The organism is Microbacterium sp. K2, assembly GCF_051365005.1.
GTDB classification, from domain to species: Bacteria; Actinomycetota; Actinomycetes; order Actinomycetales; family Microbacteriaceae; genus Microbacterium; species Microbacterium foliorum_B.
Window position 1 is genome coordinate 1,399,014 of the sequence record NZ_JBLWII010000001.1, and the last position, 23,458, is coordinate 1,422,471.

Genomic DNA, 23,458 nt, shown 5'->3' on the forward strand with positions numbered 1-23,458 from the left:
TTCTCCGGCGCGGCGACCGCGCCGATGGTCAGGCCGCCGCGGCGACCGGGGATGCCTCCCGTGACGTCTTCGACCGCGCGAAGCGCTTGAGGCCGACCACGGCGAACGCGCTGACAAGCGTTCCCGCCACCAGCGCGAGAAGGAAGCCCCAGATGGGATCGATCGCGAAGAAGACGAAGATCCCCCCGTGCGGTGCGAGGGACTGCACCGACAGTGCCATGCTCAGCGCACCAGTCACCGCACCTCCGAGCATCGACGCGGGAATCACCCGCAGCGGGTCCGCAGCCGCGAACGGGATGGCCCCTTCGCTGATGAAGGACGCACCCAGGAGCCATGCCGCGACGCCGTTCTCGCGCTCCACCGGAGTGAACAGCCGGCGGTCGAGCACGGTGGACGCGAGCGCCATGGCGAGCGGAGGCACCATTCCTGCGCACATCACCGCGGCCATGATCAGGTACGGAGTGGGGTTGTCGGTGGAGGCCGAGGCGAGTCCGGCGGTCGCGAAGGCGTACGCCACCTTGTTGACGGGGCCGCCGAGGTCGAAGCACATCATCAGCCCCAGGATCACCCCCACCAGGATGATTCCCGATGTGCCGGCGAGTCCCGTCAGCCAGTCGTTGAGCACGAGCATCAGCCAGGCGATCGGTCGACCGAGGAAGAGGAGCATGAGACCGGATGCCGCAAGCGATGCCAGGAGCGGGATGATCACGACGGGCATCAGGCCCCGGAGCCAGCGCGGGGCGTCGATGCGGCCGATGGCCCAGGCGACCACACCGGCGAGCAGACCGCCGACGATGCCGCCGATGAAGCCGGCGTTCATGAGCACCGCGACGGCACCGGCGACGAAGCCGGGTGCGATGCCGGGCCGGTCCGCGATGGCGAAGGCGATGTACCCGGAGAGTGCCGAGACCAGGAAGCCCATCGAGGTGGCACCGATCACGAACAGCACCGATCCGATGTACTGCCCCAGCCCGCCCGCGGGAAGATCCCACAGCGCGTTCTCGAGGATCACGGTGAACGCCTGGTTGTCGGCGTTCACTTCGTAACCGCCGAACAGGAATCCGAGTGCGATGAGCAGACCGCCGCCCGCGACGAACGGGATCATGTAGCTCACACCCGTGAGCAGGATGCGCTGGATCCGCCGGCCGATCGACTGCGGGGCGGCAGCGGACGAGGCACCGGATGCGGCAGAGGCCGCGGTCCCGGAGACCCGCGCCGCTGAGGGATCGCCCGCCGCAGCGATCGCCTCGGCGATGAGCTGCTTCGGTTCCTCGATGCCGCGCTTGACGCCCGAGCGGATGACCGGCTTGCCCGCGAAGCGTTCCTGCTCGCGCACATCGACGTCGACCGCGAAGATCACCGCATCCGCCTCATCGATGACGCTCTGCGGCAGCGCCTTGTACCCGCTGGAACCCTGCGGCTCCACGACGAGGTCGATGCCCTCCTCGCGGCCGGCGGCGGTCAGTGCGTCGGCGGCCATGAACGTGTGCGCGATTCCTGTGGCGCAGGCGGTGACCGCGACGATCCTCGCCGTCGCCCCTCCTCCTGCCGCAGAGGATACGGCAGGAGTCACCGGCTGCGCCTTGTCGTGTGCATCGGCGGGAGAATCGGCAGCCGGCTCATCTGCGATCGCGGCGTCGACGATCCGGACCACCTCGTCGGCAGAGCCCGCAGCCCGCAGCGCACCCGTGAACTCGTCCTGCATCAGACTGCGGGCGAGCTTGGACAGGATCGCGAGGTGAGCCTCGGCGGCGGTGTCCGGTGCAGCGATGAGGAAGACGAGGTCTGCGGGACCGTCAGGCGCGCCGAAGTCGACGCCGGGCTCGAGCCGGGCGAACGCCAGAGTGGCCGTCGTGACCGACGCGCTCTTCGCATGGGGAATCGCGATACCGCCGGGAAGGCCCGTCTCGTCTATCTCCTCACGGGCCCAGGCGTCGGCGAAGAGCGCCTCGCCGCTGCGGGCGCGCCCCTGCTCGGCGACCCGCTCTGCGAGGGCGCGGATGACAGCCGCCTTGTCGGTGCCGAGCGGCACGTCGATGCTGACGAGCTCGGCGGTGATGGTGTCGGACATGATGACCTCCAGTGGTCGTCAGTGATCAGATCGATCGGACAGAGATGTCGTGGTGCCCCAGGTCGGCCGGCGTCGGCACCTGAGACCCGGGGAGTGACGCCGCGGCGGCGCCGTAGCGGATGGCGGAAGTGAGCCGGTCCGCGGCGTCCGCGCCGGCGAGGTCGGCGAGCAGATAGCCCGCGAGCGAGCTGTCCCCGGCCCCGACGGTGCTGACCACCCGGATACGCGGCGCGGCGGCGAACCAAGCGCCCGCTCCCGTCACGAGCGCCGCGCCTGATCCTCCGAGCGTGACGAGCGCGGCCGCGACGCGGTCGGGAACGACGGCGCGTACGGTGCCGACGAGCGCCTCGGGGCTGCTCCCGTCCACGGGTACCGCGAGCAGTTCTGCGAGCTCTTCATCATTCGGCTTGATCAGGTCGACCGACGCGTGGGTGACGACCTCGAGGAGGGCCGGACCCGATGCGTCGACCGCGATTCGGGGCGCGCTGTCTCCCCACCGATCGCGCACCGCACCGATGACGTCGACGTAGAAGGAGGCGGCTGTCGAGTCGGGAAGCGAGCCCGCGAGAACCAGCCAGTCGGCATCCGCACTCGCGTCGACCACCGCGGTCACCACGGCCGCCGAATCGACGGGGCTGAGGGGGCTGCCCGAGAGATTGACCTTGGTGGTGACGCCGTCGGGGTCCGTGATCGCGAGGTTCGTCCGCACCTGCCGTGCGACGGGAACAGCGACGGTCGCGATGCCTGCCGCGGCGAGCGGAGCACGGTAGGGATCCTCGATCGAGAGCGGCAGCACGGCCACGGTATCGACTCCCGCGGCGGCGACCACGCGCGAGACGTTCACGCCCTTCCCGCCGGCCTCTTCTCGTGCGGAGAGGGCGGCCTGCACCTCACCCGGACGCAGAGGTGCCTCGAGCGCGATCGTCCGGTCGAGGGCGGGATTGACGGTCAGGGTGACGATCATGCGATCCACACCTCGACGTCCGCGTCGGCGAGCGCTGTCGCGAGGTCGACGGGCGGCTCCGCATCTGTCACGAGCACATCGATGTCGCGCACCGACGCGAACGACACGAGCAGCTCTCTGTCGTGCTTGCTGGAGTCAGCCACCACGATCACGCGGCGGGCCGCACGAACGATGGCAGCCTTGACCGATGCCTCGTCGGGGTCGGGCGTGCTGAGCCCGAATCCGGCCGAGATGCCATTGGCTCCGATGAACGCGACGTCGGGGCGCAGCCTGCCGATGGTCGCGACTGTCTCCGCCCCCACCGCCGCCGCGGTGACCCCACGGATCCGGCCGCCGATGACGGTGAGCGAGATGCCATCCGCTGCTGCGAGCAGAGGCGCGATCGTCAGCGAGTGCGTCACAGCCTCGACGCGGGCACGAGAACCCTGAGGCGCGGGTGCGGTGTGGGCCGACAGCCCCTCGGCCACGGCCGCAGCGGTCGTGCCGGCGTCGATGAACACGGAGCCATGGAACTCAGGGCCCAGCGCCGCCAGAGCGCGGTCGGCGATGGCCCGCTTCGCGGGGCCGTGCTGCTGGATGCGCTCGAGAACCGAGGACTCGTTCGTGCTGTCGTCTTTCGCGACTGCTCCCCCGTGCACGCGGACGAGCGAACCCGTCTCCTCGAGCGCTGCGAGGTCGCGGCGGATCGTCTCCGTCGTCACGTCGAAGCGGTGCGCCAGGTCTACGACCGAGACTCGTCCGTCGTCGGCCAGGATCCGTTCGATGCCCTGCTGTCGCTCCATCGCGTACATCGCTGCTCCGTTGCTCCGTTGCGGGTGGAAAACTTTCCCACACGATACAACAGAAAACAAACTAAAGACAAGTGGCGATGTGGTTATTCCTTCGTCGCGTGCACGAAGGCTCCGGACGACGAAGCGGGCCGGGGGATCCCTCCCCCGGCCCGCTCGTCATGGCATCAGATCAGAACCAGCCGTTGAGGAGATCCCACAGCCAGTCGATGATGCCGCCGATGCCACCTGCGCGGTTGACGGTGACCGTGGCGGTCGCCTCGTCTCCGTCTGCCTGCGACACCGCGACCGTGTACTTACCGGGCTGAGTGCTCTTCGGCACAGTCACGGAGGTCGAGAAGGTGCCGTCGGCCTTGACCTGGACGGTGCCGACCTCGACGGCCGATCCCTTCTTCGGTCGCAGCTCGACGGTCACGGTCTCACCCGGCAGGTAGCCCTCACCCGTGACCGTGAGCTTCTTGCCCGCGGCCACCTTCGACGAGCCGAGGTCGATCGAGCCGGCGAACTCGACCGGTTCCTCGCCCGCGATCGTGAACGGCACCTGCACGGTCGTGCCCGTCCCGGCGACGGCGACGGTGAGCACCTGCTCCCCGAAGACGCCCGACGGAACCGTGAAGCCGAGCGACGCGCGCCCCGCCTCATCGGTCGCGTCGACGATCGTCGGGTCGACTGCACCCGCGGCGAGCTGCGTGCCGCCGAGCGACAGCGTCACCTCACCCGGCGCCTGCTCCCCCGCGCTGAACGCCAGCGACGAGAGCGCGACGGTCACCTGGTCACCGGCGCTGTAGCCGTCGGCATCCGGAGCACTGATCGAGACACCCACCGCGCGCTGCGCGAGGTCAGGAGTCGCCGTCTGGTTCGCGTCGAACCAGTCGACCATCGACTGCAGATCGATCTTGCCGGTGTCGCGCTTGCCCGCCCCCTCGCGGAAGGTGAAGAAGTTGTCTCCACCCGCTGCCAGGAACGAGTTCGCCGCGACCGTGTAGTTCGCCGTCGGGTCGATCGGCGTGCCGTCGAGCGTGATCGAGGTGATCCTCGAACCCTGAGCCGCGGCGGGGTCGTAGGTGTAGACGAGCCCTTCCGAGACGCCGAGCTTGAGGAACGGTCTCGCCGAACCGGCCGGCTGCCACTGTTCCTCGAGCACTCCCTTGAGCTGCTCGCCTGTGAGCGACAGCGTCACCAGCGTGTTGGCGAACGGCTGCACCGTCGCCGCCTCGCGGTAGGTGACGTTGCCGTTCGGGTCGTTCGCGTTCGACGAGGCGTACGTCAGGTTGGCACGGATGCCGCCCGGGTTCATCAGCGCGATGTCGGCGCCGGTGGACCACTTCTGCACGTCGGCGACGAAGTTGCCGATGGTGGACTCGCCACCGCGGTTCTCCGAGCCGTTCGCCTGACGAGCACGGTTGAAGTCGGCGGTGATGTCTCCGACCTTGACCGCGCCGAGCACGTCCGCCTCGGCCTTCGCCTTCGCGACGATGTCGGCGACCTCGGGAACCGCCGGGTACAGGGCGGTTCCGCCCGAGGTGAGGGGCTTGATCTCGTTGGTGATCGAGATCAGGTCCTTCGTCTTCGGGTCGACCTGCAGGTTCATGAGGCCGAGGTTCTCGCCGTACTGACCAGCCGAGATGACCGGGCGGCCGTCGATGACGTGGTTGTACGCGAGGTGGGTGTGAGCCGACACGATCGCGTCGACGTCTTCATCGACCCCGTAGACGATCTCGCCCAGAGGCGAGTCCGGAGTGATGCTCGACAGCTCGGCACTGGATGCGCCCTCGTGGACGAGGAGGATGACGACATCCGCCTCTCCGTTGGCTGTGTCTCCGTCGCGGAGGTCGTCGGCCACGGCGTTCACCGAATCGACGATGCTGCGCACCTCGAGATCCGCGATGCCCTCAGGGGACACGAGCGAGTCGAGGTCTTCGGTGACTGCGCCGACGAAGCCGACGCGCACGCCGTCGAGTTCCTTCACCCATGCCGGTGCGAGCGCGGGCTCTCCGGTCTCGGTGACGAACACGTTCGACGAGATGTACTCCCAGTCCGCGCGGTCCTGCACGCGGTCTCGCAGGTCTTCCCAGCCCTGGTCGAACTCGTGATTGCCCGCAGCGCTGACGTCGAGACCGGCCGCGTTGAGCGCGTCGATCGTGGGGTTGTCATCGTTGATGAACGAGGTGAAGGTCGAGGCCCCGATCAGATCGCCGACGCCGGCGAAGATCGTGTTCGGGTTCTCCGAGCGGAACTGCTGCACCGCTCCCGCGACGACCGCCGCGCCCGCGGCAGCCCCGTCGGCTTCGATGCGCCCGTGGAAGTCGTTCATCGTGACGACGTCGATGCTCACCGGCGGGATCTCGGAAGAGACTCCGACGACGATCGGGTCGTGGTCGCTGGAGCGGAACGGCGTGCCCGCCTCGGTGGCGCCGAAAGCGTATCCGCGATCGCTCCACTCCGGAGAGTTGATGCTCCACACACCTGCGCCCGTGATCGATGCGGCCAGCGACGGGGATGCCAGCACGTGGTCGAGCGAGCCGAGCTCGCCGTCGAACGTGTAGGTGTGCTGGTCGGGGGCCTTCTCGCGAGCGACATCGCTCCAGCCCGCCGTCGTGAAGACCTCGATCGGGTCTTCCTTGGCATACGCGTTGAAGTCGCCGATGAGCAGGATGTCACTGCTGCCGGTGGTCTCCTCGATCGTCTCGGTGAAGCCCTTGAGCGAGTTCGCCTGCTTCACCCGATCGGCGTTGAAGAACCCCTGGCCATCGGCCGGCTCCGCGCCACCGCCCTCGGGCGCCGACTTCGACTTGAAGTGGTTGGCCACCACGGTCACGACACGGCCATCGATGTCGAACGCCTGGGCGATCGGCTCGCGGGCGTTGCCCCACACGGTCTCGTCGGTCACGGTCAGGCTGTCGCCCACCGTCTCGACGGCACCCTTCTTGTAGATGATCGCGCTGGTGATGAAGTCGGTCGTCGCCGAGTCGTTCAGCTCGTCGGGGGTGCGGACGTAGTCCCACTCCTCGCTGCCGAGCGCGTCGTTGAGTCCGTCGACCAGGTCGGCGAGCGCCTGATCTAGGGGGCCGCCCAGCTTGATCGAGTTCTCGATCTCCATCAGCGACACGATCTCAGCGTCCAGGCCGTTGATCGCCGCGACGATCTTCGACTTCTGGATCTCGAACTGGGCTGCGTTCGCCGCGCCCCGGGCGTTCGAGTTCTCGCTCTTCAGCGTCGTGAAGTAGTTGAAGACGTTGAACGATGCCACCTGCACATCGCCGCCCACCGTCGGAGCCGAGTCAGCGCGAGGGTTCGTCGCCTCGAAGCCCACCTTCAGCTCAGCGGGCGAGGTGCTGTCGATCGGCACGACCGGCTGCAGACGCCAGTCGTCGAAGCCGTACTGGAGCACGTATCCGCTGTCGCTGAAGTCGACGGTGTCGCCGTTGCGGACGATGAGGTCCTTGGTGAAGTACGGCTGGTCGTTCGGGTGGCCGCTGTTCGAGACCTGGATCGACCATCCGTCATCGAGCAGGATGCGGTTGGCCCGGTTGGCCGCCGCGATCGCCGAGGCCTCGGCGCCCGGGCGCGTGGTCTCGGTGCTCTTGACGTTCAGGTCGGCGCCGGCGTTCAACCAGAGCGTTCCGAAGTTGAAGAGCTGGTGGCTGGACGCGAGGCGGTAGGTGCCCGCGGGAGCCACGTACATGTTCTCGTACTGCTCGCGGTCGACGCCGACTGCGGCGTCAGGAAGAGGCGTGGCCTCAGGAACGCCCACGCCTGCCTGCACCACGGAGATGCCGTTCAGCGACGCCGGGGTGAGCTGGGTCTGGCCGAAGTACTCGCTGACCGAGCCGGTGATCGAGACGAGGTCTCCGATCGCGAGCGTGGGAGCGAGTGCGTTCAGGAAGACGAAGACACCGTCCGATGCTCCTGGCGTCGCGTCGTTCGCTCCGCCGGAGCCCTCGGTCTGGATGACGATGCCCTTGTAGCCGCCGGTCCGGTAGTCGGCCGTGACGACGCCCTCGACCGTGACGGTCTGGCCGTTCAGCGGCGAGACGTCGGTCGTGCCCTGCACGTCGGCGATGGACACCTCGGTCGGCTCGGGTTCGGGCTCCGGGTCCGGATCGGGAACGGTGCCGGTGTTCTGCGGCGTGATGGTCGGCGACAGGCTGAAGTCGGCCTTGTTGTCGTCGGTGTCCTTGCCGCCGGTGCGGTTGAGCGACCTGACATCGGTGTTCCCCGCGGGCGGCGTCGCCGCGGCGGTCTCGAACGTGTTCGAGGTGCCGTAGCCGAGCACGTCGATGACACCGTCGACACCCGTGACCGAGCCGGGGGTCAGCGTGATCGCCGTCGTGCCCTCGACGAGTGCGAGTGTGCCGTTCGTGCCGCTGGGGTTGAGAGTGCTCACGGCGTCGGCCGTGGGCAGTGCGGCGCCGTTGGCTCCGTTGCTGCCTGCCTGCACGAGATAGTGGCCGCCCGCGGGGATGACGCCGGTCAGCGGTGCGACGCCGTTGGAGGCTGCCGTGCCCGTCGCGGATCGGTACTGCAGCGAGAGCCCGTCGAGCGTGACGGGTGCCGCCGTGGGGTTGTACAGCTCGACGAACTTGTTCGTGAACGCGGCACCGGCGCTGCCTCCGGAGAGGTACGCCTCGTTGATCACCACCCCGGTTCCCGAGACATCGGCGGAGGCTGGCGCGACGATCAGGGCGCTGGCGCCCAATGCGGCGACGCAGGTGGCGGCGAGAACGCCGAGACGCCCCCGACTTCTGCGATCTGACCCGGGAACCTGGCGGTTCGCGGCGTCGGGAGCGGACATCATCTGTGTTGTCTCCTCGGGTGTGGTCTGGCGACGGATCTCGTGAAACCGCGGCTGTGCGAGCTCTCAGCTGACGCACATGTGAGCGAGCATACGGAGGCCCTCGGACAACCTCAACGGAGTTTTCCGATTGGTAACCAAGCCCTCACCGAACGTCCGAAGGCGCCCCTGACGAAGGTGGAACATCGTGCGAGCAGGCGCTCAGATGCGCGCAGTCCCCCGCGCGAATGCGGGTCGAGTCAGGCGGGATCGCCGGCTGTGGCCACGGCGTCTTCGAACTCCTCGACCTCTCGCTCCCACTGGTCCTTCGCGAGTCGGTACCAGAGATAGAACGCGAACCCGGCGAAGATCGCCCACTCGGCGGCGTAGAAGATGTTGAGCCAGTTCACCGGCGACTGCTCGTCGGGCGCCGGCGAGGAGATGTCGGTGAGACCCGCCGTCGCGGTGACCGAGGCCAGGTACGGCCGATAGACATCGAGGTCGTCGATGTCGTGCCAGTGACTCAGGAGCGCGGCTGTCGACATCCGGTCCATGCGCTGCGGATCGTCCTTCGGCGGCAGGGTGGGCCCCTCGTCCGAGATGACCCGCCCGACGATCGACGCCTCCGCGTCGCCCTCGTTCAGCTCCGCCACGGCCGCATCGGCGACTGCGCGGTCGGCCGTCCAGCCGATGGCCACCGCGATCGACGTGCGCTCGGCGACCCGCAGCTGACCGGTCACCCAGTAGCCTTCGACGTCGTCGTTGAATCGGCTCGACACGATGAGGAAGTCATCGGGGATCCAGGTCCCCGTCGTCTCGACCTTCTGCCCGACGAGCGGTTCGGGCAGATACTGCCCCGGCTCGACGACGTCGGCCAGCGGGCGCACCTGCTCGGTCGCACCCGCAGGAGGCGGATCCGTCTCGATCGCACGTTCGAGCTGCCATTGGCCGAGCCACGCGAACACACCGGCGACCACCAGGCACAGCACGAGCATCCCGATCCAGCGTCCCCGGAGCATGACCTCGCGAAGCGTGGGCGGGAACAGAGCAGCAGAAGTCACAGCGTCGTGCGTGCCTCAGGCCTCGTAGGGCGCGAGGACGACCTCGACCCGCTGGAACTCCTTGAGGTCGGAGTATCCGGTGGTGGCCATCGACTTGCGGAGCGCCCCGATCAGGTTCGACGTGCCGTCGGCGACGGGGGCAGGACCGTAGAGGATCTCCTCGAGGGTGCCGATGCCGCCGACCTCGACGCGGCGGCCGCGAGGGAGCTTCGGGTGGTGCGCTTCGGGACCCCAGTGGAAGCCGCGACCGGGTGCGTCCGTGGCGCGGGCGAGCGCGACGCCGAGCATGACCGCGTCTGCCCCCATCGCGAGCGCCTTGACGATGTCGCCCGACGTTCCGACGCCGCCGTCTGCGATCACGTGCACGTAGCGTCCGCCCGACTCGTCGAGGTAATCACGACGGGCGGCGGCGACGTCCGAGACGGCCGTGGCCATCGGAGCATGGATGCCGAGAGTGGCGCGGGTGGTCGATGCCGCTCCTCCGCCGAATCCGACGAGGACGCCGGCCGCCCCCGTGCGCATCAGGTGCAGTGCCGCGGTGTAGGTGGCGGCTCCGCCGACGATGACGGGGACGTCGAGGTCGTAGATGAACTTCTTGAGGTTGAGCGGTTCGTCGACGCTCGAGACGTGCTCGGCCGACACCGTGGTGCCGCGGATGACGAACAGGTCGACGCCTGCCGCGGCGACGGTGTCGTAGAACTCCTGCGTGCGCTGCGGGGTCAGGGATCCGGCGACGGTCACGCCTGCCTCGCGGATCTCGGCGAGACGCTGCGTGATGAGGGCCGGCTTGATCGGCTCGGAGTAGAGCTGCTGCATACGCGCAGTCGCCTCACCCTCGTCGAGCGCGGCGATCTCGGCCAGAAGCGGCTCGGGGTTCTCGTAGCGGGTCCAGAGGCCCTCGAGGTCGAGGACGCCGAGTCCGCCGAGCTGTCCGAGCATGATCGCCGTCTGAGGGCTCACGACGGAGTCCATCGGGGCGCCGAGCACCGGGATGCCGAAGCCGAAGGCGTCGATGGTCCAGGCCGTCGACACGTCCTCCGGGTTGCGGGTGCGCCTCGAAGGCACCACCGCGATGTCATCGAACGTGTACGCGCGACGCGCACGCTTGCCTCGGCCGAGCTCGATCTCCATGGTCACCACCCCAGACTACCGGGCGCACGCGATGACGCCGACGGCTGGGAGACTGAGAAGGAGCTCGGGAGGCAATATGTCGGATGCGATGGAGGTCGCCGTCATCGGCGGCGGCGTGATGGGCCTCGCGACTGCGTGGGAACTCACGCGGCGGGGGCTGAAGCCGGTCGTCTTCGAGCGTTTCGCCCGCGGACACCACCAGGGCGCGTCGCACGGCGCGACGCGCAACTTCAACAACGCCTACGACGAAGAGCACTACCTCGACCTGCTCGTGCGCGCACGGGAGGGATGGGATGCTCTAGGCCAGGCAGATGGCGAGCCGCTGCTGCGTCTGCACGGCCTGGTCACCCACGGCGACGTCGACATCGTCGCGATCGGGCAGCGCCTGATCGAGCGCGGCATCCACGCCGAGATCCTGACGGCCGGCGAGGCATCATCGCGCTGGTCGGGCATGCGCTTCAGCGATGATGTCCTGTTCTCCCGCGACGCGGGCGTCGCCCGGGCGTCCGCCGCACTGGGCGAGTTCGAGCGCCGCATCGTCACGGCGGGAGGCGAGGTGCGCTGGGAGACCCCCGTGGCGCGCATCGAGGAGACCGACGAGGGCGTCGACATCGTGCTGGTCGAGGGTCGGGTGCGGGCGGACGTCGCCGTCGTCACGGTCGGCGCCTGGACCGAGCGGATGCTGCCGGGCATCCGCCTGCCTCGTCTGGAGGTCACCGAGGAGTTCCCCGCGCACTTCGTGCCCCGGGCCGGATCGGCCTGGCTCTCCTTCAACCACTACGTCGACACCGACCGCTATCCGGCCACGGTGTACGGCATGCCGACGCCGGGCGAAGGCGTCAAGGTCGGGTTCCATCGGGCGGGCGAGGTCGTCGATCCGGACGCCCGTCCGCACGCGGTCACCCACGCGCACGCTCTCGCGGACTACGTGCGCGAATGGCTGCCCGGTCTCGATCCGGCATCCGCGGTGCCGATCAGCTGCACCTACACCTCGACGGACGACAGTGCCTTCGTGCTCGACCGGCGGGGACGGATCGTGGTGGGCGCGGGCTTCTCGGGGCACGGGTTCAAGTTCGCACCGGGCGTGGGTGCGACGCTCGCAGACCTGGCACTCGATCCCTCCGCTCTCGCGGCCGTGCCTTTCCGCCTGCCCTGACTCAGCGCGCCCGTGTCACTCGACGCTCGTCCCACACCGGAGCGTCGGACTCGTAGACCTCGCCGTCCGACCCGAACACGAGGAACCGATCGAACGAGCGCGCGAACCAGCGGTCGTGGGTGACCGCGAGCACGGTTCCCTCGAAGCGCTGCAGCGCGTCTTCGAGCGCCTCGGCCGATTCGATGTCGAGGTTGTCGGTCGGCTCATCGAGCAGCAGCAGCGTCGCGCCCGAGAGCTCGAGCAGCAGCACCTGGAAGCGCGCCTGCTGCCCGCCCGAGAGCGATTCGAAGGTCTGCTGCGCCTGGCGCACGACGCCGTATCGGTCGAGTGCCGAGCTGGCCGCGTCCCTCGGCATCCCCGCCCGCCGTTCGTCGCCTCGGTGCAGGATCTCGAGCAGCGTGCGTCCGACGAACTCCGGATGCGCGTGCGTCTGCGCGAACAGCCCCGGCACGACGCGCGCGCCGAGCGCGGCCCGCCCGCTGTGCTCGACCGGCGAGAGCTGCTCGCCGGTCGAGGTCACGTGGCCCAGCGTCGGGTCCGGGTCGCTGCCGCCGCGGGCCAGCAGCCGCAGGAAGTGCGACTTGCCCGAGCCGTTCGACCCGAGCACGGCCACCCGATCGCCGTACCAGACCTCGGCATCGAAGGGCCGCATCAAGCCGCTCAGCTCGAGCGCCTGCGCGACCACCGCGCGCTTGCCCGTGCGCGCACCGCGAAGTCGCATGTCGAAGTCCTGAGCCGGTGGCCGTTCCTCGGGTGGGCCCACCTCCTCGAACTTGCGCAGACGGGTCTGTGCCGCCTGATACCGCGACGCGAATCCGTCGTTCGCCGATGCCTTCACCTTGAGGTTCGCGACGAGCGTGCGCAGTTTCTCGTGCTGCTCATCCCACCGGCGGCGGAGCTCGTCGAGTCTCTCCATGCGGTCGCTGCGAGCCTGGTGGTAGGTCGCGAATCCCCCACCGTGCACCCATGCCGAGGCACCGGCACCACCGGGTTCGAGGGTGATCAGCCGGTCGACGGCCCGCGCCAGCAGCTCTCGATCATGCGACACGAGCAGCACGGTCTTCGGCGTCTGCCTGAGCTGCTCCTCGAGCCAGCGCTTGGTCGGCACGTCGAGGTAGTTGTCCGGCTCGTCGAGCAGCAGCACCTCGTCGGGGCCGCGCAGGAGCGCCTCGAGAGCGAGCCGCTTCTGCTCACCGCCCGACAGCGTCGTGAGCTCGCGGAAGCGCGCTCGCTCGTACGGCACGCCCAGAGCTGCGACCGTGCACTGATCCCAGACGGTCTCGTGCTCGTATCCGCCGGCATCCGCGTACTCGGCGATCGCCGTCGCATAGGCCATCTGGGTGTCGTGCTCGTCTCGCTCGATCAGCGCGTCCTCCGCGGCCTCGAGAGCCTGCGCCGCCTGGCGGATGCTCCGGGGTGCCACGCGCACGAGCAGCTCGTGAACGGTCTGCCCCGGCTCGCCGTGGCCGACGAACTGATCCATCACACCGAGCCCGCCGTCGATCGTCACGACACCGGCATCCGCGGCCTGATCACCGCGGATGATGCGGAGCAGCGTGGTCTTGCCCGCGCCGTTGGGCCCGATGAGCGCGCTCGTCGAACCGGCTCCGACCCGGAAGGTCGTCTCATCCAGCAGCGGTCTGCCGTCAGGAAGGGTCAGCGAGACCCCTGCAACATCTATGTATCCCACCGTGCGTGGCCGTCCTTCCGCCCGCATGGCGAGCCGACCAGGCTATCAGGATCCGGCGTGCGCGGTGATCACGGTCGGCGGCCGACGACCTGGATCGCCTCGGTCCGCGGGGCCGCCGGCAGCAGCATCCGGAACTCGGTGCCGACGCCCTCCCTGCTCGTCACATCCATGGTCCCGCCGTGCGCGAGCACGATGGCGCGGGTGATGGTCAGACCGAGGCCGACTCCCGGCACCGCGTTGCGGGTCGCGGTCGACGCGCGGAAGAACCGCGTGAAGAGCATCCCCTGTTCGTCTTCGGGGATTCCGACGCCGGTGTCCCGCACGGCGATCTCGATGCCGCCGTCCACCGACCGGACGCTCGCCGTGACGCGACCGCGGGCGGCGGTGAACTTGATCGCGTTCGAGAGCAGGTTGTCGAGCGCCTGGCCGATCCGGCCGGCGTCCACCGACAGTCGCACAGGGCCGTCCGGCACCTCTGCGATGAGCTCGATCCCCTCGCGCTGGGCGTGCGGTCCCGACGAGGCGACGGCGCTGCGCGTGAGCTCGGCGACGTCGACCTCACGACGCTCGAGCGGGAACCTGCCGGACTCGACCTGAGCCGTGAACAGCAGGTCGCCCACCAGGTTCAGCAGTCTCTGCGCGTTGCGCTCGATGATGTCGACGAACTCCTGTTGATCCGTCGTGAGGGGCTGGGCCGGATCGTTCTGCAGGAGGTCGAGGAATCCGATGATCGCGCTCAGCGGTGTCCTGAGCTCGTGCGAGATCATCCCGACGAACTCGTCCTTCATGCGGGCGACCTCGACCGCCCGTGTCTCATCGGTGATCACCAGCAGGTAGCCGTGCCGCGAACCGTCGGAGTCCTGATACGGGGTGACCGTGATGCGCGCGGGAACCGTAGACCCACCCGCGGTCTCCACGTCGATGTTCGAGTCGACCGGCAGCCCGGCATCGGCGTCGGCGAACAGCGCTCGAAGCCCCGGATGCACCTGATCGGCCGTGTGCTTCGACCCGTCGGGCGCGAACTGCGCGAGCACGGTGGCGTCGAAGAACCTGTCGACGCGGACGTTGTCCAGCGCCTCCGGCACCGGCATGCCCAGCAGCCGCACCGCACCCGGATTCCACGCGGTGATCGTGCCGTCGTTGTCCGTGGCGATCACGGCCTGCCCGGTGATCGAGTTCCACAGACTGGTGAAGGACTCGGAGAGCGCGCGGTACTGCTGCTCACTCGACTTCAGCTGCTCGAGCATCTCCTCGTTGACCGCGAGAGCCGCCGTGCGCTCGACGACATGACCCTCGGCCTGGGTCGTGCGAAGACGCTGCTGGCGCGACAGCTCGTTGACGATGGCCCCCACCGTCGCGAAGACCAGCGGACCGATCACACCACGCAGCCAGTCGGCCGGGTCGTCGGGGGGATCGATGAGGTTCGGCATCACGAGCGCGATCGACGAGAGGACCGCCACGATGACGACCTGCCTGCGCCCCGGTGCGGCCGCGATCCAGATCACGGGAAGGAGTACGAAAGACGAGAAGAGCGATGCCGGCCCGCCGGTGCCGGTCCTGATGGCGCCCAACGCGACGATGTCGATCATCGGGATGAGCATCACGACCCAGCCCTCGTATACCCCACGAGCCGAGAGCACGGCCGCGAGGGCGGTCACTGCGGCGATGGTGACGAGACCGAAGACCGCGAAGGCGACGTCTGTCACGGGGATCCCCGGAACCGTCCACATGAGCACAGCCGCGACCGCGACCGCGATCGCCGTAGGCCCCTGCTTCATCAGCGGCGTGGGGTTGTCGAAGTAGCGGCGCCATCCGCGTTCCATCGTCTGCTGCACGGTGCTGGTCGGCGTCATCGCGCCACACCTCGCAGGAGCGCTCGCAGATCTGCACCGATGATCGGCTTGGGCAGCGCGGCGTCGGCGTCGGGGTAGTCGGCGACGTCGAGCACCGAGCTCACGATGAGGAAGCAGTCCGGGAAGCGAACCCTGATGAGACGCGCCAACTCCGTGCCGCTGATGCCGGGGAGCAGCAGGTCGAGCACGGCGACGGCGGGAGAGATCGTCGCGAACGCGGCGATCGCGGATTCGCCGTCTGCCGCCGCGAACACGTCGAACCCCTCGCGGTCGAGATAGCGCTTCAGCAGCGCCGTCTGATCTGCGCTGTCCTCGACCACGAGGGCCAGCGGCCGCCCGGTCATCGCAGGAACAGCTCTCGCACGATCACGATGACGACGACGACGCCCAGAGCGAGAAGCGCCTGTGGGATCAGGAGCTTCTCGCGACGCGCGTCGGCGGCGATCTCCTCCTCCTCGGCGCTTCTCGAAGGTGCTTCGGTCATGAGTCGACCCGTCCGATCTTCTCGGTCTTGATCCATGCGGCGTCGGCGTGACGCCACTCCTTGATGTACGAGTCGACGGTGATGGCGCACAGCAGCGAGCCGTATCCGCAGACGTAGAGCAGGAGGCCGGCGAAGAAGCGTCCTCCCGGCAGGGGCTCCACCGCACGGGCGAGCCAGATGCCGAGCATCGAGAACGGCCCCCAGAGATAGAAGACGACGGCCCAGGCGAACCGGGTCTCATCCGTGACGGCGAGGCCGAGATCGGTCAGCCCCGCCTCGAACAGCCAGGGGAACAGTGCGATCGCCATGAGGATCAGCGCGCCGAGCCCCGGGAACATCAGCGCCTCGCGCCAGGATTGCCGGCCGATGCGCCCGTCGAGCTGCACCGCGTAGAGCATCGAGAACAGATAGATGCAGGCCGCGGAGATCCACATGAAGCGGAAGACGAACTCCGCGATCTCGCTGTGCAGGATGAGCAGCACGAGCAGAGCAGTGGCGGCGAGGATCATGAACGCCGGCAGCAGCAGGATCGTGAACCACGCGAGACCGAATGCGAAGCTGCCCAGATTGTGCACGCGACTGGGACGGAACCACAGATGGCGGTAGATCGAGGTCAGCTGCACGTTGCCGCGAGCCCACCGCAGGCGCTGCTTCCACAGACTGTCGATCGTCCGTGGCTCCTCGGCCAGCACGACCGCATGGGGTTCGAAGACCATGCGGCGTCCTGCCAGCTGCCCCTCGAACGTCGTCATCGTGTCCTCGGCGAGCGTGCCGGTGGGGATTCGACCGCCGATGGCTTCGAGGTTCGCCCGCGAATGCAGCTGGGCGCCCCCGGCCAGACACGCGATCGCTCCCCCGACGTTCTGGGTGCGACGGGCCGAGAGCTGACCGATCACGTACTCGATGGCGATGAACCGGGTGAGGTAGTTGCGGTCGCGACTGCCCTCGGCGATGTAGGCGGTGACGGCCCCGACCTTCTCGTCGGCGAGGTGACGGCTCATCTTGCGCAGCGAATCCCGCGCGAAGATCACATCGGCGTCCATGATCAGCACCGCTTCGGTCCACTCGTCCGCGAGCACGATGTCGAGCCCGTGGTTGAGGGTGTGCGCTTTGCCCTCGCCGCCCTTGTCGCGGCGCAGGTGCACCACGCGCCCGGGGAACGCGGCAGCCTTCGCAGCGACCACCTCGGGGGTGTCATCGGTCGACGCGTCGTCGATCACGAAGATGCGCAGGCGGTCGGCCGGATACTCGAGCTGCATCAGGCGCTCGATCGCCTGTCCCAGGACGAGTCCCTCATTCCAGGCCGGGATCAGCACGGCGACGCGCGGATGGTGGGGCGCGGCCCGGCTGTAGTGGTTCCGGAACGCATGGATCGGAAGAACCAGGAACTGCAGCCCCGTGTTGATCACCGGAAGGGTCCCGACGAGCACGCACACCAGGAGGATCACGACGACGACGATCTCGAGCCAGCTCAGATCGACCATCAGCGAGCCCTCCATCCGTCGAGCATCTCGACGACGCGCGAATAGCGTCCGACCTCGGAGGCCACGTGGCTGTCGGTCGACGCGACGATCTCGGCGCCGGCGCTGTGCAGCGCGTCGAGAAGCGGGATGCCGGGGCACCCCCACTTCTCGTTCACCTCGACGATCGTGTCAGTCTCGGCCGCCGTCTTCGCCCAGGCCGAGACACGCTCGGCACCGAGGTCGTTCTCGGAGAGCCCGATCTTCGGCAGGATCGAGAAGCAGTGCGCCAGCTGGTTCCCCGGGTGACGTCGCATGGCCTCGATCAGTCCGGAGACCAGCTGATCGAGTGCGTCCTCCGGGGCCCAGCCGCCCTCGATCCTCTCTCGCACGGCGCTCGGACCGAGCGGCCCGTCGATGCCGGGGAACTGATGGTCGGCGATCAGGATGCGGTCGATCCCCGTAGGCAGCTCGGGGATGTCCAGATCGCCCGAGGCGGTGAGGATCTTCGCCTCGACACCGGTCAGCACGGTGAGGCCGTCGGGCACCCGCAGTGCCCGCACCGCGGCGAGATAGTCGGGCACCCACGGCGTCGACTGCCGAACGTGGTCGACCAGACGCACGGTCGTCAGCCCAGCTGCCGAGGCCGCGGCGATGTTCTCGGCGAGAGTCGACACCGCGTCATCCGAGAACGTCGAATGCACGTGGTGATCGCCTCGGAGCAGCGCGTGGGTCACAGTTCCTCCTGATGCCCCGCGTGCGCCGAGACGAGGACCTCGTCGACCTCGAGGATCACGTCCTCGAGGAACCGCACCGTGGCGACCTCGCGGAAGGGGATCTTCGACGGGATGTCACGACCGAGGAACAGATCGGCGACGAGCGAGGGGATGTCGACCCCTGCGGCGATCGTGAGCGGAAGGGCACCGGGGAACCGCGGGTTCACCTCGAGGAGCACTGCTCGGCCCGCGCGGTCGCGCCGCAGCTGCACGTTGGCGACGCCCACGAGACCGATCGCGCGGGCGATCGAGGCCGCCGCGCTCTCGAGCTCGTCGTCGTGCACCGTGCGTCCGGCGATCGCGACACCCGAGTCGACCCTGGCACGGGTCCGGGGCACGGCAGCCACCACCGAGCCCGAAGCGTCTGCGATGACATCGACCGAGTACTCCTCGCCGGGGAGGAAGTCCTGCACGATGAGGCCCTCGTCCTCGGGCAGTGCTTCGAGCGCCGCCCGGTCGGGAACGAGGCGCACGCCACGGCTGCCCGCGCCCTGGCGGGGCTTGGCGAAGGCCGGGAACTCCCAGTCGACTGCCAGAGCGTCGGGGCCCGCGAGCACGGTGCGCGGCGTGAGTCCCGTCGCCTCGCAGCGCTCGGCGAGCAGCAGCTTGTCGAGCGCCACGGACAGCGTGTCCTGCGCGGGCGCGGCGAGCACTGCCGGGGCCAGCTCATCGCGTCGGCCGGCGAGTGCCGCGAGCTCGACATCGACCGTGGAGATCACGAGGTCGAGGCCATCATCCTCGACCATGCGGGCGACCGTCGAGACGAAGTCCTCGTCGCGCCCAGGTGGCACGAGACGCCGGTGCGTCGGCGGCACGAGGTAGATCCCGCTGGCCCAGCCGTCCATGTCGGCCGCGAAGACCTCGAGGTCGGATCGCCCCAGGAGCGAGCGGATCACGGCCACGCCGGCAGGGCCCCCTGCGCCGGTCACCAGCACGCGCGCGGTCATCAGCTCTCCTTTCGAGTGAGCTCGTGGGCGCCGATGAACTCGGCGGTCTCGCGCACGACCTCGAGCGGCTCCACGGCCGCTCCTCCGCCGAAACGCGACCAGTATCGAGCGGTGGCCGTCACGAAGTCGGGTGCGAGGTAGTCGCGGGTCGCCGTCTGCGAGCCGAAGCACTCGAGCAGCCTCAGCTTCTGTTCCAGGTACTGGTCGATGCGCACGAACCGCGTCGGCCGGAAGTCGATCGTTGCCGAGGGGCTCTGGTAGCAGGCGACCGTGCCCACCCGGCGGGTCGCGGCGATCGTCGCCTCACTCACCGCGCGGTGGTCCTGATGGCGATCGTTCGACGAGTGCGTGTACACGATGGTCGGCTGCACCTCCTGGACGACCTCCTCGATCAGCCGCACCGTGGTGCCGCCGCCCGAGATCTCGGTGTCGATGAGATCTTTGACGAACAGCCGCGCGCCGAGGATCTCGGCCGACGCGAGCGACTCGTGCTGTCGGCTGTCGGCGTCTCCGCCCCGAGCACCGCGCGAGAGGGTGAGGATGGTGATCGAATCGCCGGCCTGGGCGTGCGCCGCGAGGATTCCGCCGACGCCGATCTCGACGTCGTCGGGGTGCGCGCCGATGGCGAGCACGACCTCCTTGGTGCGGCTCGCTTCACGTCGCACTCGACCCTCGGTCGCGAGCCGCAGCACTGCCTCGACGAGCTTCACGTTGTCGAGCGGCTTCGTGAGGAACTCGTCGGCCTGCGCGCGCAGGGCCGACACCGCGTACTCGACCGAGACATGCGCGGTCATCACGATCACGGGCAGCAACGGATCGTCGCGACGCAGCGCTGCCAGCAGCTCGAGGCCGTCGAGACCGGGCATCTCGATGTCGGTGACGACCACGTCGGGGGTGAACGTCTCGAGTGCCGCGACGGCGGCGTGGCCGTCGTGCGCGACCGAGACCTCGCACCCCGCCCGCCTCTCCAGCACGGTCTTCACGAGCAGGGCGACGTCAGGGTCGTCATCGACGACGAGGACGCGGGGAGCATCCTGGGGCATATCTGCGGCTCTCATTGGGGAAGTCCCCTGCCGATCAGCGTCCGGCATGTCACTCCCTGCGCCCTTCGCGCGGAGAGCTCGAGGGGAAGTCGAGCGGGTGTCTCTAAATACTGGCATACCAATAGACCGCATCGACCGCGCAGCACGACAGAGGGCCGGATGCTGTCGCATCCGGCCCTCTGTCTGTCTCTGTCTCAGCGCTTGTAGTTCGGCGCTTCGACCACGATCTGCACATCGTGCGGGTGCGACTCCTTGAGCCCGGCCGCGGTGATGCGCACGAACTTGCCGCGCTGCTTGAGCTCCTCGATGGTGCGAGCGCCGACGTAGAACATCGACTGGCGCAGTCCGCCGACGAGCTGGTAGGCGACGGCGCCGACCGGGCCGCGATACGGCACCTGACCCTCGATGCCCTCGGGGATCAGCTTGTCGTCGCTCGGCACGTCGGCCTGGAAGTAGCGGTCCTTCGAGTACGAGGTCTGCTTGCCACGGGTCTGCATGGCTCCGAGGGAGCCCATGCCGCGGTACTGCTTGAACTGCTTGCCCGACTGGAACACGATCTCGCCCGGCGACTCGTCGGTGCCGGCGAGCAGCGAGCCGAGCATCACGGCGTCGGCACCGGCGACGAGCGCCTTGGCGATGTCGCCCGAGTACTGCAACCCGCCGTCGGCGATCACCGGCACACCGGCGGGGCGTGCGGCAAGCGAAGCCTCGTACACGGCGGTGACCTGGGGCACTCCGACGCCCGCCACGACGCGCGTCGTGCAGATCGAGCCGGGACCCACGCCGACCTTGACGGCGTCGACGCCCGCGTCGACGAGCGCCTGAGCGCCCTCGCGAGTCGCGACGTTGCCGCCGATCACGTCGATGTGCGCGAAGCTCTCGTCGGCCTTGAGCCGCTTGACGAGGTCGATCACGCCCTGAGACTGGCCGTTGGCCGTGTCGACCACGAGCACGTCGACGCCGGCGTCGCGCAGCGCTTCGGCGCGCTCCCAGGCGTCTCCGAAGAACCCGATGGCCGCACCGACGCGCAGGCGACCCTGGTCGTCCTTCGTGGCCAGAGGGTACTTCTCGCTCTTGTCGAAGTCCTTGATGGTGATGAGGCCCGCGAGCTTGCCGTCTTCATCGATGAGCGGCAGCTTCTCGACACGGTGATGCGCGAAGAGGGCGATGACCTCGCCTGCGGCGACGCCCACCGGTGCGGTGACGAGACCCTCCGACGTCATGACGTCCTTCACGAAGGTGGTCTGACGCTCGAAGCCCGAGACGAAGCGCATGTCGCGGTTCGTGATGATGCCCACGAGGCGTCCGTCGGCGTCGACGACCGGAAGGCCGGAGATGCGGTACTTGGCGCAGAGCGCGTCGACCTCTTCGACGGTCGCGTCCGGCGTCGTCGTGATCGGATCGGTGATCATGCCCGACTCGCTGCGCTTGACGCGGTCGACGTGCGCGGCCTGGTCGGCGATCGAGAGGTTGCGGTGCAGGATGCCGATGCCGCCCTCTCGTGCCATCGCGATGGCCATCCGAGACTCGGTGACAGTGTCCATCGCGCTGGACAGCAGCGGTGTCGCGACCGAGATCCGGCGAGTGATCCGCGACGAGGTGTCGGCCTCGCTCGGGATGACGTCGGTGTGCCCCGGGAGGAGCAGCACATCGTCGTACGTGAGTCCGACGAAGCCGAAGGGGTCGTGCTGGTCCATGGATTGTCCTCCTGCGGGGGCGATCTGGGGCGAGGGTGTACCAATTCTAAGCGCCGGACCCGCGATTTCATTCCGCAGGCGATAGGGTGGCGACGCGAGCGGCGACGACGACTCAGGACCCGCATAGTTATCGACCCGAGACCTGCCGGTGTGGTGGTTGAAACAGAACCGACACATTACGCTCGTACCGTCTACATCAATGCTGATGCATGACCTATGGAATGGACTGGAGGCTCTGTGAGTCCGACCTTCTCGACCACGAGACGCGTGGCCCCTTGGGCGGCGACTCTCGTCGGTCTTCTCCTCGCAGCCGTGATGGTGCTGTTCGGTGCGCCGAGCGGAGCGCATGCTTCCGCACCGGACACCCCTGGCAGCGACCAGGAACAGACGGACTTCTACTTCTCGGGCGTGATCACGCTCGATGACGCCCCCATACCGGATGTCACCGTGACGATCGAAGGCAACGGTTTCGACGCCGAGACCGTGACCGACGCCGACGGGCGCTGGCGTCTCTACGTGCCTGAGAAGGAGGCATACACCCTCACTGTGGACGAGTCCACATTGCCGGACGGCGTGATCGTCGAGGGCGAGTCCGCGTCTCAGGAGGTCGAGTTCGGACTCACCGGATCGAAGGTGATCAACCTCTTCCTCGGAGAGGGAGTCCGTGAGACGACGTCGTTCGCCGACCAGGTGGTCGAACGCATCATCAACGGGCTGAACTTCGGTCTGCTCCTCGCTCTGGCAGCGATCGGCGTCTCCCTCATCTACGGAACGACAGGTCTCACGAACTTCGCTCACGCCGAGATGGTCACCTTCGGCGCGATCATGGCCGTACTGGTGGGCGTCACGTTCGCCGTGCCGATGTGGCTGACGATTCCGGTGGTCGTCGTGGTCGGTGCGGCATTCGGATGGGCACTGGACGCCGGACTCTGGCGTCCACTCCGCCGCAAGGGCATCGGCCTCGTTCCGCTGATGATCGTGAGCATCGGGCTCTCCCTCGCCATCCGCTACACGTTCCAGTTCTTCCTCGGCGGATCCACAACGCAGCTCCCGGGAGCGGATTCCCCGAAGATCCAGATTCTCGGGGCCATCCGACTCTCACCCGTCAGCATGATGTCGATGGGAATCAGCATCGTCGTCCTCGTCGGTGTCGCCTTCTGGCTGGTGAAGACCCGAGTGGGCAAGGCGACCAGAGCGATCTCGGACAACCCCGGTCTCGCGGCGGCGTCGGGCATCGACGTCGACCGCGTCGTGCGGATCGTCTGGATGCTGTCCGCGTCGCTCGCTGCACTCGGTGGGATCCTCTGGGGTTACTTCCGACCCGGAGTGCGCTGGGACATGGGCGTGCACATCCTGCTGCTCATCTTCGCGGCGGTGACGCTCGGTGGTCTCGGCACGGCTTTCGGAGCGCTGGTCGGTGCGATCATCGTCGGGCTCCTCGTCGAGGTCTCCACTCTGTGGCTGCCGTCCGACCTCAAGTACGTGGGCGCCCTCGCGGTGCTCATCCTCATTCTGCTCGTGAGGCCTCAGGGAATCCTGGGCCGTAAAGAGAGACTCGGTTAG

Annotated in this window: 17 protein-coding genes; 2 read left to right on the plus strand and 15 right to left on the minus strand. The window is 68.4% G+C overall.

The window, feature by feature from the left end; genetic code table 11:
• Window positions 1-28: 28 nt before the first annotated feature.
• From ACLKOY_RS06920 to ACLKOY_RS06945, 6 genes are all read right to left on the minus strand, one after another.
• Complete coding sequence (locus ACLKOY_RS06920; RefSeq protein ID WP_436452986.1) at window positions 29-2,071, minus strand: PTS fructose transporter subunit IIABC; 2,043 nt, start codon at window positions 2,069-2,071, stop codon at window positions 29-31.
• A gap of 25 nt (window positions 2,072-2,096) precedes the next feature.
• Window positions 2,097-3,035, minus strand: coding sequence for a 1-phosphofructokinase family hexose kinase (locus tag ACLKOY_RS06925; RefSeq protein ID WP_436452987.1), 939 nt, complete (start codon window positions 3,033-3,035; stop codon window positions 2,097-2,099).
• On the minus strand, window positions 3,032-3,826 hold the full coding sequence (locus tag ACLKOY_RS06930) for a DeoR/GlpR family DNA-binding transcription regulator (RefSeq protein ID WP_436452988.1): 795 nt from the start codon (window positions 3,824-3,826) through the stop codon (window positions 3,032-3,034). Before ACLKOY_RS06930 ends, ACLKOY_RS06925 begins: the two co-directional genes overlap by 4 nt.
• Window positions 3,827-3,995: 169 nt before the next feature.
• Window positions 3,996-8,621 (minus strand): ExeM/NucH family extracellular endonuclease, encoded by a 4,626-nt coding sequence (locus tag ACLKOY_RS06935; protein WP_436452989.1) that lies wholly within the window; start codon window positions 8,619-8,621, stop codon window positions 3,996-3,998.
• A 236-nt stretch (window positions 8,622-8,857) separates the two neighbouring features.
• A complete protein-coding gene (locus tag ACLKOY_RS06940) occupies window positions 8,858-9,616 on the minus strand; it encodes an SURF1 family protein (RefSeq protein WP_436454106.1) in 759 nt (252 codons plus the stop codon).
• 57 nt (window positions 9,617-9,673) lie between these two features.
• Window positions 9,674-10,789 carry a GuaB3 family IMP dehydrogenase-related protein gene (locus ACLKOY_RS06945; RefSeq protein WP_042539210.1) on the minus strand — a complete coding sequence of 372 codons (1,116 nt, stop codon included), beginning with the start codon at window positions 10,787-10,789 and terminating at the stop codon, window positions 9,674-9,676.
• Between the two features lie 76 nt (window positions 10,790-10,865).
• Here ACLKOY_RS06945 and ACLKOY_RS06950 point away from each other — a divergent pair, with 76 nt between their 5' ends.
• Complete coding sequence (locus ACLKOY_RS06950; RefSeq protein WP_436452990.1) at window positions 10,866-11,945, plus strand: FAD-dependent oxidoreductase; 1,080 nt, start codon at window positions 10,866-10,868, stop codon at window positions 11,943-11,945.
• 1 nt (window position 11,946) lies between these two features.
• Here ACLKOY_RS06950 and ACLKOY_RS06955 read toward each other — a convergent pair whose 3' ends face one another.
• The 9 genes from ACLKOY_RS06955 to guaB form a co-directional block, all read right to left on the minus strand.
• Window positions 11,947-13,635: an ABC-F family ATP-binding cassette domain-containing protein gene (locus ACLKOY_RS06955; protein WP_436452991.1), complete on the minus strand. Its 1,689-nt coding sequence runs from the start codon at window positions 13,633-13,635 to the stop codon at window positions 11,947-11,949.
• A 68-nt stretch (window positions 13,636-13,703) separates the two neighbouring features.
• Window positions 13,704-15,488: an ATP-binding protein gene (locus ACLKOY_RS06960; RefSeq protein WP_436452992.1), complete on the minus strand. Its 1,785-nt coding sequence runs from the start codon at window positions 15,486-15,488 to the stop codon at window positions 13,704-13,706.
• Entirely contained in the window at window positions 15,485-15,832 is a 348-nt protein-coding gene (locus ACLKOY_RS06965) for a response regulator transcription factor (RefSeq protein ID WP_436452993.1), read from the minus strand. The genes ACLKOY_RS06960 and ACLKOY_RS06965 overlap by 4 nt, the downstream gene beginning before the upstream one ends.
• Window positions 15,829-15,972: a hypothetical protein gene (locus ACLKOY_RS06970; protein ID WP_200955156.1), complete on the minus strand. Its 144-nt coding sequence runs from the start codon at window positions 15,970-15,972 to the stop codon at window positions 15,829-15,831. The genes ACLKOY_RS06965 and ACLKOY_RS06970 overlap by 4 nt, the downstream gene beginning before the upstream one ends.
• Window positions 15,969-17,456, minus strand: coding sequence for a glycosyltransferase family 2 protein (locus ACLKOY_RS06975; protein WP_436454107.1), 1,488 nt, complete (start codon window positions 17,454-17,456; stop codon window positions 15,969-15,971). Before ACLKOY_RS06975 ends, ACLKOY_RS06970 begins: the two co-directional genes overlap by 4 nt.
• Window positions 17,456-18,169: a PHP domain-containing protein gene (locus tag ACLKOY_RS06980; protein WP_436452994.1), complete on the minus strand. Its 714-nt coding sequence runs from the start codon at window positions 18,167-18,169 to the stop codon at window positions 17,456-17,458. The genes ACLKOY_RS06975 and ACLKOY_RS06980 overlap by 1 nt, the downstream gene beginning before the upstream one ends.
• Window positions 18,166-19,155, minus strand: coding sequence for an ATP-grasp domain-containing protein (locus ACLKOY_RS06985; RefSeq protein WP_436452995.1), 990 nt, complete (start codon window positions 19,153-19,155; stop codon window positions 18,166-18,168). Before ACLKOY_RS06985 ends, ACLKOY_RS06980 begins: the two co-directional genes overlap by 4 nt.
• Window positions 19,155-20,213 carry a response regulator gene (locus tag ACLKOY_RS06990; RefSeq protein ID WP_436452996.1) on the minus strand — a complete coding sequence of 353 codons (1,059 nt, stop codon included), beginning with the start codon at window positions 20,211-20,213 and terminating at the stop codon, window positions 19,155-19,157. Before ACLKOY_RS06990 ends, ACLKOY_RS06985 begins: the two co-directional genes overlap by 1 nt.
• 179 nt (window positions 20,214-20,392) lie before the next feature.
• Window positions 20,393-21,895 (minus strand): IMP dehydrogenase, encoded by a 1,503-nt coding sequence (guaB, locus tag ACLKOY_RS06995; RefSeq protein WP_140036371.1) that lies wholly within the window; start codon window positions 21,893-21,895, stop codon window positions 20,393-20,395.
• A gap of 216 nt (window positions 21,896-22,111) precedes the next feature.
• Between guaB and ACLKOY_RS07000 the strand changes: the two genes are divergently transcribed.
• Entirely contained in the window at window positions 22,112-23,458 is a 1,347-nt protein-coding gene (locus ACLKOY_RS07000; protein WP_363571810.1) for a branched-chain amino acid ABC transporter permease, read from the plus strand.